Annotated in this window: 12 protein-coding genes; 7 read left to right on the top strand and 5 right to left on the bottom strand. The window is 65.7% G+C overall.

Translation table 11 applies throughout. From position 1 onward, the window contains the following. The first annotated feature begins 163 nt into the window (after positions 1-163). The 3 genes from AB1Z25_RS16525 to AB1Z25_RS16515 are packed head-to-tail and all read left to right on the top strand — an operon-like array spanning position 164 to position 4619. Positions 164-895: a fimbrial biogenesis chaperone gene (locus AB1Z25_RS16525; protein WP_107798440.1), complete on the top strand. Its 732-nt coding sequence runs from the start codon at positions 164-166 to the stop codon at positions 893-895. Between the two features lie 59 nt (positions 896-954). Then, positions 955-3495 (top strand): fimbria/pilus outer membrane usher protein, encoded by a 2541-nt coding sequence (locus AB1Z25_RS16520; RefSeq protein WP_486635726.1) that lies wholly within the window; start codon positions 955-957, stop codon positions 3493-3495. A gap of 50 nt (positions 3496-3545) precedes the next feature. Beyond that, positions 3546-4619, top strand: coding sequence for a fimbrial protein (locus tag AB1Z25_RS16515; protein ID WP_486635725.1), 1074 nt, complete (start codon positions 3546-3548; stop codon positions 4617-4619). A gap of 9 nt (positions 4620-4628) precedes the next feature. Here the strand turns inward: AB1Z25_RS16515 and AB1Z25_RS16510 are convergent, their stop codons facing one another. Both AB1Z25_RS16510 and pncA read right to left on the bottom strand, forming a co-directional pair. Next, entirely contained in the window at positions 4629-5534 is a 906-nt protein-coding gene (locus AB1Z25_RS16510) for an SAM hydrolase/SAM-dependent halogenase family protein (protein ID WP_486635724.1), read from the bottom strand. A 199-nt stretch (positions 5535-5733) separates the two neighbouring features. Beyond that, positions 5734-6366, bottom strand: coding sequence for a bifunctional nicotinamidase/pyrazinamidase (gene pncA / locus AB1Z25_RS16505; protein WP_486635723.1), 633 nt, complete (start codon positions 6364-6366; stop codon positions 5734-5736). A 142-nt stretch (positions 6367-6508) separates the two neighbouring features. On the opposite strand from pncA, the gene AB1Z25_RS16500 reads away from it, so the two are divergent. The 4 genes from AB1Z25_RS16500 (at position 6509) to AB1Z25_RS16485 (ending at position 9785) form a co-directional block, all read left to right on the top strand. After that, positions 6509-8866, top strand: a complete 2358-nt coding sequence (locus AB1Z25_RS16500) for a heavy metal translocating P-type ATPase (RefSeq protein ID WP_486635722.1) — start codon at positions 6509-6511, stop codon at positions 8864-8866. Positions 8867-8913: 47 nt separating this feature from the next. Beyond that, a complete protein-coding gene (locus AB1Z25_RS16495; RefSeq protein WP_019102750.1) occupies positions 8914-9123 on the top strand; it encodes a heavy-metal-associated domain-containing protein in 210 nt (69 codons plus the stop codon). Positions 9124-9337: 214 nt separating this feature from the next. Then, the gene (locus AB1Z25_RS16490; protein WP_486635721.1) at positions 9338-9580 is read left to right on the top strand and encodes a type II toxin-antitoxin system HicA family toxin; all 243 of its coding nucleotides are present in this window, start codon (positions 9338-9340) and stop codon (positions 9578-9580) included. A gap of 1 nt (position 9581) precedes the next feature. Continuing rightward, complete coding sequence (locus AB1Z25_RS16485) at positions 9582-9785, top strand: hypothetical protein (protein ID WP_048409942.1); 204 nt, start codon at positions 9582-9584, stop codon at positions 9783-9785. 67 nt (positions 9786-9852) lie between these two features. On the opposite strand, the gene AB1Z25_RS16480 is transcribed toward AB1Z25_RS16485, so the two are convergent. From AB1Z25_RS16480 to AB1Z25_RS16470, 3 genes are all read right to left on the bottom strand, one after another. Continuing rightward, positions 9853-10176: a DUF190 domain-containing protein gene (locus AB1Z25_RS16480; RefSeq protein WP_253314842.1), complete on the bottom strand. Its 324-nt coding sequence runs from the start codon at positions 10174-10176 to the stop codon at positions 9853-9855. A gap of 18 nt (positions 10177-10194) precedes the next feature. Next, on the bottom strand, positions 10195-10962 hold the full coding sequence (locus tag AB1Z25_RS16475) for a 3',5'-cyclic-nucleotide phosphodiesterase (protein WP_107798450.1): 768 nt from the start codon (positions 10960-10962) through the stop codon (positions 10195-10197). A 167-nt stretch (positions 10963-11129) separates the two neighbouring features. Further along, positions 11130-13022 (bottom strand): M14 family metallopeptidase, encoded by a 1893-nt coding sequence (locus AB1Z25_RS16470; RefSeq protein WP_486635720.1) that lies wholly within the window; start codon positions 13020-13022, stop codon positions 11130-11132. Positions 13023-13238 lie beyond the last annotated feature (216 nt).

Below are 13238 nucleotides of genomic sequence, written 5' to 3'. Positions count from 1 at the left end.
CATCAGGCGTCCGCGCCATGCCGCGGCGCGGGACTGGCCGCGCTGCGCAGTCCCTTGAACAGGCTCTGCCAGGAGGGCGGCGCGCCGTCCTCCCTTTCCTCATCGCGTTCCCGGCCGCGTCAGCCGCCTTGGGACCATTGTTGGATATCTCGTGGCCTCACTCATGAAAATCATTCTGTTCCTCTCCCTGGCCTTGCTCATCAGTCCGGTTTGGGCCGGCATCGCGCTTAACGGCACCCGCGTCATCTTTGACGGCAATGACAAGGAGGCCTCCATCATCGTCAGCAATCTGGGCGAGGAGATCCTGGTCCAGTCCTGGTTGGAGTCGGCGGAAGGCCAGCCGGACGAACTGCCGTTCGCGGTGACGCCTCCGCTGGCGCGCTTGCCGCTTAAACAGCAGCAGTTGCTGCGGGTGTTGTACGAGGGCGCCGGAGCGGCGCCCGACCGGGAGTCGGTATTTTGGCTGAACGTGCAGGAAATCCCCCAGGCGGCGCGCGGAGACAATGTGCTGCAACTGGCGGTGCGCCAGCGCGTCAAGGTGTTCTTCCGGCCTCAGGGGCTGGGCAGCGATGCCGCCTTGCAAGCGCCGGAAGGCTTGCGCTGGAGCCTGCTCCAGGCCGACGGCAGGCCGGCCTTGCGCGTGGACAACCCCAGCCGCTATCACGTGACGGTGGTGGATTTGACACTCAAGGCCGGCGCCGGAGCGCAGGAGCTGGCGAGCGCCTATATGGTGGCGCCGGGCGGCAGCGGGCAATGGCCGCTGAAACCGTCCGCCGCCGGCAGCGCGCAACTGCGCTACGGCATCATCAACGACTTCGGCGGGCTCGTGGAGTACGAGGTCGCGCTCGAAGCCGGCCGGGAAGGCCGCCCTCAGCAGCGCCCCCAGGAACCTTGACCATGTCGCTTCCATCTTCCTCGGCCATCTGCCGGATCCCCTCCGTATAAAGCCCAATCATGCGCATACGTCCAAATCGTCAGCCCTGGAATAAAACCTCGATCCGACGCCGTTCCGCGCTGAAGCCCGGCTGCCTGGCCCTGTTGATGGCGCTGGCGGAACTGGCCCGGGCGGAGGCGGCGGAAGGAGAGGCGCAGTCCGCGCCCGTCTTGCTGGCCTTCAACACCAACTTCATCAACGGCTCCGGCCGGATGCCGGATTTGAGCGCGGTGCTCAGCGCCGGCAACGCCTTGCTGCCCGGCAACTATCGCGTGGACGTGCTGGTCAACGGCAATCTGACCGGCCGCCGCGACGTGCTGTTTCGCCAGGCGGCCAGCGGCAAGGTGGAAGCCTGCATCGACGCCGGCTTGCTGCAGGCGGCCGGCGTGCAGCTGCAAAGCCTGACGCCGCCCTTGTCCGCGGACGACCCGGCCTGCCTGGATCTGCCGGCGCTGATGGACCTGGCGGCGGCGGACTACGACGCCAATCGGCTGCAACTGAGCTTGAGCATTCCCCAGGCCTTTCTCAGCCGCGGCGCGCGCGGTTATATCGACCCGGCGCTCTGGGACGCCGGCGTGGCCGCCGCCTACGTCAACTACCAGTTCAACGGCAATGAGAGCCGCAGCAGCGAGCCGGGCGGGGTCAACCGCCGCAGCGCTTTCCTCGGCCTGCAAAACGGCGTTAATCTGGGCGCTTGGCGTTTGCGCAACGACAGCACCTTCAATTGGGCCGACGGCCAGTCCATGAGCGCGCGCAGCAACCGCAGCGTGTTGCAGCGCGACTTGATCGGCTGGAAAAGCCAGCTGGCGCTGGGCGAGCAATACGCCGACTCCACCTTGTTCGACAGCGTGCGTTTCCGAGGCGCGCAGCTGGCCAGCGACGACGCGATGCTGCCGGACGGCGAGCGCGGCTACGCGCCGGTGGTGCGCGGCCAGGCGCAGAGCAACGCAGTGGTGGAAGTCCGCCAGAACGGCTATACGCTGTACCGCGCCAATGTGCCGCCGGGGCCGTTCGAGCTGAGCGATATTTTCCCGTCCGGCTCCAACGGCGATCTGGAAATCATCGTCACCGAGGCCGACGGCAGCAAGCGGGTGACGCAGCAGTCCTTCTCCAGCCTGCCCCTGATGCTGCGCAAGGGCCGCTGGCGCTACAGCGCCGCCTTCGGCGAGTATCAGGGCAGCCAGGACGTGCATCCCAGCTTCGCCGCCGGCACCCTGGTCTACGGCGCGGGCGACGACAGCACGGTGGCGGTGGGCTTCCAGCTCACATCGAATTTTCAGGCCGTCAACCTGGGCGTGGGCGCCAACACCCCGCTGGGCGCGCTGTCCTTGGACTTCACCCAGTCTAACAGCCGGGTCAGGGGCGCGCGGCGGCAAGGGCAGAGCTTGAGACTGCTTTACGCCAAAACCTTTACCCGCACCCTGACCAACCTGACGCTGGCCGCGTATCGCTATTCGACCTCCGGCTATCGCAGTTTCAACGACCACGCCAACGATCTCGCCGGCAATAGCCAGGGACAGTTCGGCCGCAGCCGCTCGCGCATCGATCTGAGCACCCAGCAGGACCTGGGCCGCGAGCGGCGTTTCGGCAGCCTGTATCTGAACCTGAGCCAGCAAAGCTACTGGGGACAGAACGGCAGCAGCGGCAGCGTGGGCCTGGGCTACGGCAACAACTGGAAACTGCTGGGCTACAACTTCACCTTAAGCCGGAGCCGCGACAGCCGGCCCGGCGGCGTCAGCAGCAACCAGGTGATGCTGACCTTCACCGTGCCGCTGGGGCCCAAGCCGCGCTCGCCGCGGATGTACGCCAACCTGAGCCACACCTCCGGCAACGGCTCCACGCTGCAAACCGGGGTCAGCGGCCAGCTGGGCGAGAACACCACCTATTCCGTACAGCTTGGCCATGCCGGGCGCAACGGCAGCACCTCGGGCGGGCTCAGCGTCAACCACAACGCCGATTTCGTGCAATTGAGCGCGGCCTACAACGCGGCGCGTCATTACCAGTCTGCCAGCGTCGGCCTATCCGGCGCCATTGTCGCCCATGGCGGCGGCGTCAACCTGAGCCGTCCGGTGGGCGACACTTTCGCGCTCTTGCAAGTGGACGGCGTGACCGGACCGGCGCTGCGCACCGGCAACGGCGGCGAACTGGGGCGCAACGGCTACGCGGTGCAACCCTACGCGCAGCCCTACCGCGTCAACACCCTGAGCCTGGACACCCGGCAGCTGGGGGCCGACGTGGAACTGGACGATACGGTCAAGCTGGTGGTGCCGCGGCGCGGCGCCGTGGTCAAGGGCGTGTTCAAGGCCAGAAGCGGCCAGCGCGCCCAGTTCACCCTGTTGCGGCCGGACGGCGCTCCGGCGCCGTTTGGCGCCAGCGTGGAGGACGCCGACGGCAAACCGCTGGGCATCGTCGACCCCAGGGGCAAGGTGCTGGCCTTGCTGAAGCGGGAGACCGGCCGGCTGACGGTGAAATGGCGGGGCGGCCAGTGTATGGCCGATTACCGGCTGCCGCCGGCCAAGGCCGGCCGCTATTACCAGCGGCGGATTCTGAACTGCGGCTAGCCCGCGGGAGCGGGCCGACTTTGCAATATGATCGAGTGGAGCATCAGCGAATGAAGCACATAAAAATCTGGCGGAGCATCGGCGTCATGCTGCTGAGCTTCCTGCTTGGAGGCATGGCCAATGCGGGGCCTTGCGAGCCTACCGGCTCGATCCCCCGATTCAGTTTCGCGTTTAACCGGACCTTTACCTCGCCGGATGACAATGCGGCGGGGGCCTTGTATCCGAACGCTTATTTATGGGATTTGGGCAAGACGTATGTGGCGGGCTGCGCTTGTACTGGATCGACAATACCTTACAAGGTGTTCTACACCACCAGGACCGAGCTGACCCAGGGCGAGACCAGAACAGTCAATGGCGTGCCGCTGCAGTTTTATGCCTTGAACCGCAATCTGCAAGTGGGGGTGGAAATCTTTCTTGCCGGGGAGGTTCGACGGTATAAAGCGGTGCCGTGGGACAGTTTGAGCAATGAAATGACCGGCCAGCTACGCTGCGTAAATGGCGAGACGATAGGTTCGCGGCCCTTTGAAACCGGTAGCCTGGGACGGGTGCATTTGTTGATCAGCCGCCCCTTTGTCGGCACCTTGAATGTGCCGGAATTCAAAGTGCTGGATGTGTTCGGCGTGCGTGGCTACCCTACGGCGCTGGGCAGCTCTCCCATGGTCAGCCTGTTCATGAGCATGAGCGTGACGGTGCCGCAGAACTGTAAGTTGGCCGCGGGGCAGCAAACCACCATCGATTTCGGCCCCTTGATCGCCGCGCAACTGGCTCGCCCCGGCGCGGCCAGGCAAAGCGCGGTGAGTCGTACTTTCCAGATTCAATGCACCAATATTTCCGCCGGGGTCAAGATCAATCTGGCGCTGGAGGGACGGCCGCACGGCCGGGACGCGCGCTATCTGGAAACCACGCATCAGAATGTGGCGGTGGCGATGGAGAGCGCCGGCAAGCTGGTGCCGCCCAGCCTGCCTGGCGGGACGCCGGCGGGCGGGCAATTGATTCCGGTCGCGCTGGATTACGACAATCTGCGCGCCTTGTTCGGCTTGACCGCCTGGCCGGTGAAGATGGTGGAGAACCCGACGCCGGGCGGGTTCCAGGGAAGCGCCACTTTGAAATTCGATTTCGAGTAGCGGCGGCGTTCAGGGCCGGCTCAGCTCCACCGACCACTCCGGTCCGGAGCCGATGCCGCGCTTGGCGGCGTAGTTGTCCATATTCAGCGCCAGCGACACGTCCAGCAGGCTGTTCAGATAGACCAACGGCTGGCCGCTGGGCACTTCGCCGAAGGTGCGGCGATAAGGCGCCACCACCTCGTCCACCGGCTTGCCCTGCTTGAAGATACGCACTTTCACCGCGTCGCCGGGGCGGAAGCCCTGGGCTTCGAACAAGGTTTTGGGGATATTGGTCCACACATTGCCGTATTGCGGGTCCAGCACCGGGATCATGCCCTTGAGCCGTCCGTCGGCGGCTTCCGCGCGCTGGTACGACAGCTTGACCACGGCGGCGGCCGGCAGCGGCGGGCCCACGTCCTCGAAACGGATTTTGCCGGCGGCCAGCCGCGCGCCGGTGTAGGCGTAGACGTCGCGGCCATGGAAGGTGTAGGAGTCGGCCGAACCCTGCAAGCGGTTGGTTTTCTCGTCGATGCGGCGCAGTTCGGCCACGCCGTCGCGCTCGGCGATCAAGGTCAGCAGGCCGTTGTTGGGATTGACGAAGTAGCGGCCGTCCCGGGTCTTCAGCACCACGGACTGGCGCTCGGTGCCGACGCCCGGGTCCACCACCGACACGAACACCGTGCCCTTGGGCCAGTAGTTGGCGGTCTGGTACAGCCGGTAGGCGCCGCTCCAGATATCGTAATCGGGGATCTCGTGGGTCAGGTCGGACAGCGTCAGCTTGGGGTCCACCGAGTAGGCGACGCCGCGCATCGCCGACACCGCGCCGTCCTTGAGGCCGAAGTCCGTCATCAGCACCAGCGGCGCGTCCGCGCGCGCCAGCCCGGCCAGCAGCAGGCCGGCGGCCAGCCAGAGGCGGGCGTGTTTGAATAGCTTCATTCTTTTTCTCCTAAGTGTTTTTGTTTCCAGGCGCCTGCCAGCGCCGGGCTTGCTTAGCACCTGTCCACGATCTCGCGAGCTAAGGCGAGACAAGACGGAAACGAGCGAAAAAGCGGAATGTACAGGTGGTACATGAGCATTTTGAGTTCGTACTCACCGTGCAACGCTTCACTACGCGCAGCAGATCGTAAACAGCTTCTTACACCTCGTCCGAGCGCAGCCTCTGCACGCCGGCGGCCAGCATCTGCGCCCAGGCGCTACTCAGCGAGCCGTTCAGATTGATGCCGCGGCAGGCATCGTCCACCACCATGGTTTCCAGGCCGGCGGCGCGCGCGTCCAGCGCGCTCCAGGCCACGCAGTAGTCGGTGGCGAGCCCGGCCAGCCACACCCGCTTGACGCCGCGCTCGGCCAGGTAGCCGGCCAGGCCGGTGGGGGTTTGGCGATCCGCTTCGACAAAGGCGGAATAGCTGTCCAGCATCGGGTTGCAGCCCTTGCGGATGATCAGTTGGGCCTGGCTGGTGTCCAGCTCGGGGTGGAATGCCGCGCCATGGCTGCCGGCCACGCAGTGGTCCGGCCACAGCGTCTGCTCGCCATAAGGCAGCTGGATGCTGTCGAAAGGCTGCTTGCCGGCATGCCGGCTGGCGAAGGACACATGTTTGGCCGGATGCCAGTCCTGGGTCAGGATCACCCGATTGAAGAACTGCATCATGTGGTTGATCAGCGGCACGATCTGATCGCCGTCGGCCACCGCCAGTTCGCCGCCGGGACAAAAACTGTTTTGCACGTCCACCACGATCAAGGCGCAATCGTCGCCGTAGCGTTTCAGGGGCATAGCGTTTTCCTGCAAGGGTTCTCAGCCTATCTTGTTACCACGCGGCCGCCGGCGTGGTAAAGCCCGCCACGGAGACAAGAGTGAAAAAATGGTTTGCCACAAATACCCTATGGGGGTATATAATTCGGCTCAGGAGGTCATCATGACAGCAAGCACCGTGGATTTGCCGATTGAGGGCATGAGTTGCGCGGCCTGCGCCGCCAGGATTGAAAAACAGTTGAACCGGCTGGACGGAGTGGAGGCGGCGGTCAACTTCGCCAGCGAATCGGCCAAGGTCTCGTTCGACCCGGTCAAAACCCCGCCGCAAACCTTGGTGGACACCATCGCCAAGACCGGCTTCGCCGTGCCGCGCCGGCAGGCGGAGCTGGATATTCAGGGCATGACTTGCGCCGCCTGCGCCGGCCGCATCGAGAAGGTGTTGAACCGGCTGCCGGGCGTGTCCGCCCAGGTCAACTTCGCCAGCGAGAGCGCGCGCGTCGATTACGTGGCCGGGCTGGCCGACGAGGCGGCGCTGATCGCCGCGGTCAGCCGCGCCGGCTACCAGGCCGCGGCCAAGGCCGGGCCGGGCGACGACACCCTGGCGGCCGAGCATGCGCGCCGCTACCGGCGCGAGCGGCTGTGGTTCGCGTTTTCCGCTCTGTTGACGCTGCCCTTCGTCATTGAAATGGTGGCGATGTTCAGCGGCGGCCACCATGGCTGGCTGCCGCGTTACTGGCAGCTGGCCTTGGCCACGCCGGTGCAGTTCGTGGTTGGCTGGCGTTTCTACAAGGGTGCCTGGGCGGCGTTGCGCGGCGGCGGCGCCAATATGGACGTGCTGGTGGCCTTGGGCACCAGCATGGCCTGGCTGCTATCGGCGGTGGTGACGTTGTTGGGCCTGGAGGACCAGCATGTTTATTTTGAAGCCAGCGCCTCGGTGATCACCCTGGTGCTGCTGGGCAAGCTGCTGGAGGCGCGCGCCAAGGGCAAGACTTCGGCGGCGATCGAGGAGTTGATCCGGCTGGCGCCCAAGACCGCTCGCGTGGAGCGCGAGGACGGCCGGGTGGAAGAGGTGGCGGTCACCGCGCTGCGCCAGGGCGATGTGGTGGTGGTGCGCCACGGCGAAACCCTGCCGGTGGACGGCGAGGTGGTGGACGGCGCGGCGGCGCTGGACGAAAGCATGCTCACCGGTGAAAGCCTGCCGGTGGCCAAGCGGGTGGGCGACAGCGTCTACGCCGCCACCCGCAATCAGGACGGCATGCTTAAAGTGCGCGCCACCGGCGTGGGCGGCGACACCCAACTGGCCGAGATCGTGCGTCTGGTCAGCGCGGCCCAGGGCTCCAAGGCGCCGATCCAGCAATTGGCGGACGTGATTTCCGGCGTATTCGTGCCGGTGGTGGTGGGCATCAGCCTGCTGACCTTCGTCGTCACCGGCCTGTGGCTGCAGGACTGGTCGGCGGCGCTGATTCACGCGGTGGCGGTGTTGGTGATCGCCTGCCCGTGCGCCTTGGGCCTGGCCACGCCGACGGCGGTGATGGTGGGCGTGGGCAACGGCGCGCGGCGCGGCATTCTGTTCCGCAACGCCACCGCGCTGGAACTGGCCAGCCAGGTGGGGGTGTTGCTGGTGGACAAGACCGGCACGCTGACCGAGGGCAAGCCGCAAGTGAAACAAGTGCTGCCCTTGGCGGCGGACGCGGACCTGGTGCTGCAACTGGCCGCCAGCGTGGAGGCCGGTTCGGAACACCCGCTGGCGCGCGCCATCCTGCAGCAGGCGCAGCAGCAGGGCTTGCCCTTGCTGCCGGTCAGCGGCTTCGCCGCCCAGGTGGGGCAGGGGGTGCAGGCGGAGGTGGCCGGCCACGGCCTGGTGCGCGCCGGCGTGCCCGGCTGGCTGGGCGAGCAGGCGCTGTCCGCCGCCTTGCCCCTGCAGCAGGCGGGCAACACCGTGGTGGCGGTGGCGCGCGGCGAGGAACTGCTGGGCCTGTTGGCGATCGCCGACCGCATCCGGCCCAGTTCGGCCCAGGCGGTGGCGCAGTTGCAGGCCATGGGCATACGGGTGGCGATGCTGACCGGCGACAACCCGGCCACCGCCGCCGGCATCGCCGCGGAAGCGGGCATCCGCGATTACCGCGCCGAGGTGAAGCCGCAGGACAAGGCGGCGGAGGTGCGGCGCTGGCAGGCGCAGGGTTTCAAGGTGGCGATGATGGGCGACGGCGTCAACGACGCGCCGGCGCTGGCCGCCGCCGACGTCAGCCTGGCGATGGGCGCCGGCTCGGACGTGGCGATCGAGGCCGCCGACATCACGCTGATGCACGGCGACCTGATGCACGCGGTGGACGCGATCCGGCTGTCGCGCGCCAGCCTGCGCAAAATCCGGCAGAATCTGCTGTTCGCCTTCATCTACAACGTGATGGGGATACCGCTGGCGGCGCTGGGCATGTTGAACCCGGTGATCGCCGGCGCGGCGATGGCGATGAGTTCGGTATCGGTGGTGAGTAATTCGCTGTTGTTGCGGCGCTGGAAATAAGGCGGCATCGGCGCTAGCGAAGTTTTGAATTTTTTCAGGAGAAAGCAATGTCCGAATTGATCATGAAAGTGGATGGCATGACCTGCCAGGGTTGCGTGAAAAGCGTTAGCGGCGTGCTCAGCGGCATGGCCGGCGTCAGCGAGGCCGAGGTCAGCCTGGAGGCGAAGCAGGCCAAGGTGGTGTACGACGCGGAGATCGTGTCGCCGGAGGAGTTGGCGGCGGCGGTGGAGGACGCGGGCTTCGACGTGACGCGCTGAGCCTTAAACGGCGACTTAGCGGAACAGGGCATGGCTTGCGAGCCATGCCCTATTTCATTGTGCTCCATGGTGGGGCGTTGACTGAGCACCTGCGATTTTCAGAGGGGTGGACGTCGGCGGGCTGACGGCAATGTATTGTTTTTCAATGATCTTGCCGGCTTGACGGTTTAGGGGTGGGTGCCAGCATCAAGCTATACTTGGCTGGCAGAGGTCAATGATGACTGTCGAGAAAACCATAGGGAAAATGAGGACATCGGCGGGCAATATCAGTTTTGATGAACTTGTGACCGTGTGTGATGCCCTTTTCGGCAAAGGGCGGGTTAAGGGCAGCCATCATATCTACAAGATCCCAGGTGTGCCGGGCGGGGTTAATATTCAAGACAATGGCCACGGCAAAGCGAAAGCCTATCAGGTTAAGCAGGTGCTGAAAGCGATTGAGAAGATTGAAGGAGCGTAAGATGGATTATCGACACTACTCGTACCGGGTCGTCTGGTCGTCGGAAGACGAGGAGTATGTTGGGCTCTGCGACGAGTTTCCCTTGCTGTCGCACCTTGACAGTACTCAGGACAAGGCCTTGCATGGCATCGTCGCGCTGGTGAAAGACGTGTACGAGCATATGAAGGAAGAGCGCCAGCCTCTGCCGGAGCGTTTGAGCGCTTGAATCGACGCAGCTTCTCCCTCGCCCGCCGGCGGGTTTGTTTTATCCGCCGTCCCTTGGCGCTTCGTTTTTATGATTCCTCTTCCCCCAGCACGCCGAACTCCACCGGCGTCTTCACGTAAAACACCTTGATACCGGCGGCAGCGAGCGCGGCCAGCAGTCGTTCGGCCTCGTCGGCGCTGAGCGCCAGCGTGACTTCCTCGGGCTGGTCCGCCAGTTCGAAGAAGTGAGCGGAATGCAGCCGGCGGTGGCGGCCGTAACCTTCGCTGGCGGCAAACAGCGTGGCGCCGCGGACGCCCATCCGCCGCGCCTGTTGCAGTATCCATTCCGCCAAGGGCAGGCCGTCGTGGCTGTGGCCCTGCTGAGTGAAGAAAGAGAGTTGATAGCCTTGCATGGCGCGGGTCTCCTGCGGCTACAGTTCGATCACCATGCCTTCGCGCAGCGGGCAGACGCGCAGGCCGTTGGGGTATTCCGAGCGCAGCTGTTCCAGCAGGTGCTCGCGGCAGCCGGGGTCGATGTGGCTGATCCACAGATGGGTGTTGGCCGGCAGCTGCGGCAGGAAGGGCAGCAGCAGCAAGGGCGTCATATGGCCTTGGCGCGCGGCCTCGCCCTGGCGTTCGTCGGTGTAGGTCAGTTCGCAGATCACGTCGGTCAGCGAGGGCACATTGGACACCCATTGCCAGAAAGCCGGGCAGGGGCCGCTGTCGCCGCTGAAGGCCAGCGCGCGCCAACTGCCTTCTATCAGCCAGCCCAGCGCCGGCACGCTGTGATTGGCCGGCAGCGCGGTGGCCAGGCCTTCGCCCAGCGGCAGCGCGTAGCCGGGTTCCACCGCCTGCAGCCGCAGCCAGGGCTGCTCGACGCTGGGCTGGCGGGTGTAGTCCGGCCACAGCTCGCCGTTGAACAGGTGGGCGCGCAGCGCGTCCAGGGTTTCCTGCTGGCTGTAAACGGTGAGGCCGGGCCCGCGGCGGCTGGCGTGGACGTCGGCCAGCAGCGGCAGGCAGCCGCAGTGATCGGCGTGGCTGTGGGTGAGCAGCACCTGACGGATGGACAGCATTTCGTCCGGGCGCAGGCTGGTGACGCCGGTGCCGCAGTCTATCAGAGTGTCCTCGTCGATCAGGAAACTGGTGGTGTGGCCGGGATGGCCGATGCAGGCGGCGGCGCCGAGAATCTTGATGTGCATGGGTTTCTCCTGGTTGCGGCCGTTGACCGGCCTGGCCGGTCCGCCGCTGCAAACATGGAAACGATCCGCTGCCCGCCCCGCCTTGAGTGGGCGCCCGCGCCGTGAAGTCCGGCCGGCTTTAATCTATTCATTGTAGACAAGCCGGCGGACGCTTGCGCGGGACGGGATCAGCGCACGATGCCTACCGGGTAGAGGAAGCGGTTGCTGTCGGCGAACGGGGTCTGCTCATAGAACCAGTTAAGCCGGGCGTTGCGGTCCTTGGCGAACTTGGGGTCCTTGAGCCTGGCCTGGAAGGCCTGGCGCAGGGCCGGGCTTTCCGCCAGCATGCGCCGCGCCATCGGCTCCATCACATAGGCTTCCGGCGCTTCCGCCGAGGTGAGGTTGGCGTTGAAGAAGCCCCAGTGCAGGAAGGAATCCGGGCTGGCGGGCTCCAGCAGCAGCATCGCCAGCGTGCCCAGCGGCTGTTGCGGGTCCACCACCACGGAGCCGGCCGGATAGGTGACTTTGCGCTGCAGCGGGCTGGGCTTGCCGTCTATCAGCAAGCGGCCTTCATAGCCGGGGATCTTGTCGGCGGATTCGCGATCGGGCTCGAACGGGGTGCCCAGCTTGATGTCGTCCAGCCGATAGACGGTGACGTCCAGGGTTTCCGGCCGGCTCAGTTCGCGTAGCTGGATGCCGTGGGCGCGCAGGCGGGCGATCACCTCATGCCATTGCGCCGGCACCACATAGGCCTTGGGCCGCGCGGCGATCAGGTCCGGCACGGTCAGTGGGGTGATGGGCAGGCGGTAGTCGCGCGGCTGATTGCTCCAGCGCATGATTTTGTCGCCGGTGACGGGGGAGGGCACTTTGTCGAATTTGACGCCCTTGAAGTCCACCAGCTTGGGCTTGCCCTCGGCCTCCTTCCAGGTCAGCGTCACCGGGTCCGGCCGCGCGGCGCGGTCCTTGGCGATGGCGGCGCGCAGGCCGTCGTAATGTCGGGACACGCTGTCGAAGATGGCGCGGTAGAGCACGTAGTTGCCCAGCACTTGCTGCTTGTAGGGCTTGAGCGCGTGCAGTTCCACCAGGATGGCGGGGATGCCGCGCGCGTCCGCGTATTGGTTGGAGAAGCGCGCCAGGTCGCTGTAGTACGGGTAATAGCCCTTGTCGGGGTTCTCGTTGTCGTTCATCGAGATGCAGACATTGGGCTCGTGGCCGTAGCGGCGCAGCTCGCGGTAGACCTCGGGTGTCATCACCTGGTCCATCCAGCGGCTGGACGCGGGCGACCAGCCCTGGCCGTTATTGCAATAAGTGACGTCGTACTGGTAGTTGACGCCGTCGGTGCTGTGGGTGTCGATGAAGAAGTCCGGCTGGTAGTCGTCGAGCGCGCGCGCCACATTGCGGATTTCCGGGCTGTCCAGTTTGGTGAAATCGCGGTTCAGATTGAGGTTGCGGCCGTTGACGCGCCAACCGGTCTGTTCCGGCCCGTTCTGGTTGATGCGGCCGTATTTGCCGTAACGCATGTCGCCGTCCACGTTGACGGTGGGGACGAAGAGCAGGTTGACCTTGGACAGCAGCGCGTCGTCGCGGATCAGCAGGTCGCGGATCAGCATCAGTCCGGCGTCCTTGCCGTTGGCTTCGCCGGGGTGGATGCCGGCTTGCACATAGATCAGCGGCTTGCCGCTGGCGCGCAGGCCCTGCGGCGATTTATCGGCGGCGGCGGACACCACCGCCATCATCATGTCGCGGCCCTGGTCGGTTTTCTCCGTCATCGGGCTGAGCTTGAGCAGCGCCGGCTTGGCGGCGGCCAGCTTTTGCAGGTAGGCGATGGTTTCCGGATAGGCCGGCGTGTGCTTGAAGCCGCTGGCTTCCAGCGGGGTGGCCCAGGCGTCGTCCGCCTTGGCGGCGAAGCGCTGGCTGTCGCCCTGCCAGGGGATGTCCGGCGGCAACACCCGCTGGCGCGCGGCGGACAGGTATTGGCTGTCGTCTACATAGTCCGGCGCGGCCGGCATGGCGTGCGCGGGCGGGCTGAGGTGCAGGGCGGCGAAGGCGGAAACGATGGCGAAGCGTAGCGGCAAGTGCATGATGATGATCCTGATTGTCCGAGACCGAAATAGGCTACGCCCGGCGGCCCGGCGGACGCACGGGCTGTTGCGAGGCGGCTTGACGCGGATCAAGCGCTTGCTCGCCGCGTTTCCCGCCGGAGCGCATCCAGTTCAAATCCAAAAGCCGGAGCCCCGCGCTACAGGACTCCGACTCCTACGTTATTCTGCTCGATGAGGTCGGCTCCAGCTCCGGGG

This window comes from Chromobacterium sp. HL1, from assembly GCF_057418835.1.
This window is presented reverse-complemented; position numbering and strand designations above follow the sequence as displayed.

Excerpts from the sequence above, each read along its gene's own strand:
- AB1Z25_RS16500 (WP_486635722.1), top strand. The coding sequence starts at position 6,509 with ATGACAGCAAGCACCGTGGATTTGCCGATTGAGGGCATGAGTTGCGCG.
- AB1Z25_RS16485 (WP_048409942.1), top strand. The coding sequence starts at position 9,582 with ATGGATTATCGACACTACTCGTACCGGGTCGTCTGGTCGTCGGAAGAC.
- AB1Z25_RS16495 (WP_019102750.1), top strand. The coding sequence starts at position 8,914 with ATGTCCGAATTGATCATGAAAGTGGATGGCATGACCTGCCAGGGTTGC.
- AB1Z25_RS16470 (WP_486635720.1), bottom strand. The coding sequence starts at position 13,022 with ATGCACTTGCCGCTACGCTTCGCCATCGTTTCCGCCTTCGCCGCCCTG.
- AB1Z25_RS16480 (WP_253314842.1), bottom strand. The coding sequence starts at position 10,176 with ATGCAAGGCTATCAACTCTCTTTCTTCACTCAGCAGGGCCACAGCCAC.
- AB1Z25_RS16525 (WP_107798440.1), top strand. The coding sequence starts at position 164 with ATGAAAATCATTCTGTTCCTCTCCCTGGCCTTGCTCATCAGTCCGGTT.
- AB1Z25_RS16520 (WP_486635726.1), top strand. The coding sequence starts at position 955 with ATGCGCATACGTCCAAATCGTCAGCCCTGGAATAAAACCTCGATCCGA.
- AB1Z25_RS16510 (WP_486635724.1), bottom strand. The coding sequence starts at position 5,534 with ATGAAGCTATTCAAACACGCCCGCCTCTGGCTGGCCGCCGGCCTGCTG.
- pncA (WP_486635723.1), bottom strand. The coding sequence starts at position 6,366 with ATGCCCCTGAAACGCTACGGCGACGATTGCGCCTTGATCGTGGTGGAC.
- AB1Z25_RS16475 (WP_107798450.1), bottom strand. The coding sequence starts at position 10,962 with ATGCACATCAAGATTCTCGGCGCCGCCGCCTGCATCGGCCATCCCGGC.
- AB1Z25_RS16515 (WP_486635725.1), top strand. The coding sequence starts at position 3,546 with ATGAAGCACATAAAAATCTGGCGGAGCATCGGCGTCATGCTGCTGAGC.
- AB1Z25_RS16490 (WP_486635721.1), top strand. The coding sequence starts at position 9,338 with ATGATGACTGTCGAGAAAACCATAGGGAAAATGAGGACATCGGCGGGC.